Origin of the sequence: Micromonospora sp. DT201 (assembly GCF_049841575.1) — a bacterium.
Classification (GTDB): Bacteria; Actinomycetota; Actinomycetes; order Mycobacteriales; family Micromonosporaceae; genus Micromonospora.
This window is the reverse complement of the sequence record NZ_JBNCKP010000095.1, coordinates 1-351: the sequence shown is the minus strand read 5'-3', so window position 1 is coordinate 351 and position 351 is coordinate 1. Positions and strand designations below refer to the sequence as shown.

Here is a 351-nt window from a genome sequence, read left to right as displayed (position 1 = left end):
AGTGTGCTGTCCGTTGCTGGTCTCGCGTTCGCCGGTGGTGTCTTCGCCGGTCCGATCGCCGCGCACGCCAACCCGGTGGATGCCAAGCCGGTCGCGGTCGCGGTGCAGGCCGACAAGCCCGACACGGCCAAGTTGATCCCGCACGGCACTCAGGGCGACCAGTCCCGCATCACCCTCGACGACGAGCAGGTTGGTAACGCCAAGGCGATCATCGCCGCCACGAAGAAGGCCGGTCTGCCCGAGCGGGCCGCGGTCATCTCGATCGCGACGAGCTTGCAGGAGTCGAAGCTGGAGAACCTGGGCCACCTCGGCGACATGAACGACCACGACTCGCTGGGCCTGTTCCAGCAG

The 351-nt window shown here is 67.5% G+C and carries 1 pseudogene; it reads left to right on the top strand.

Annotation, left to right across the window (positions count from 1 at the left end):
* Positions 1 to 351: pseudogene (locus ACLQ28_RS34565) on the top strand (hypothetical protein); the annotation flags it as partial.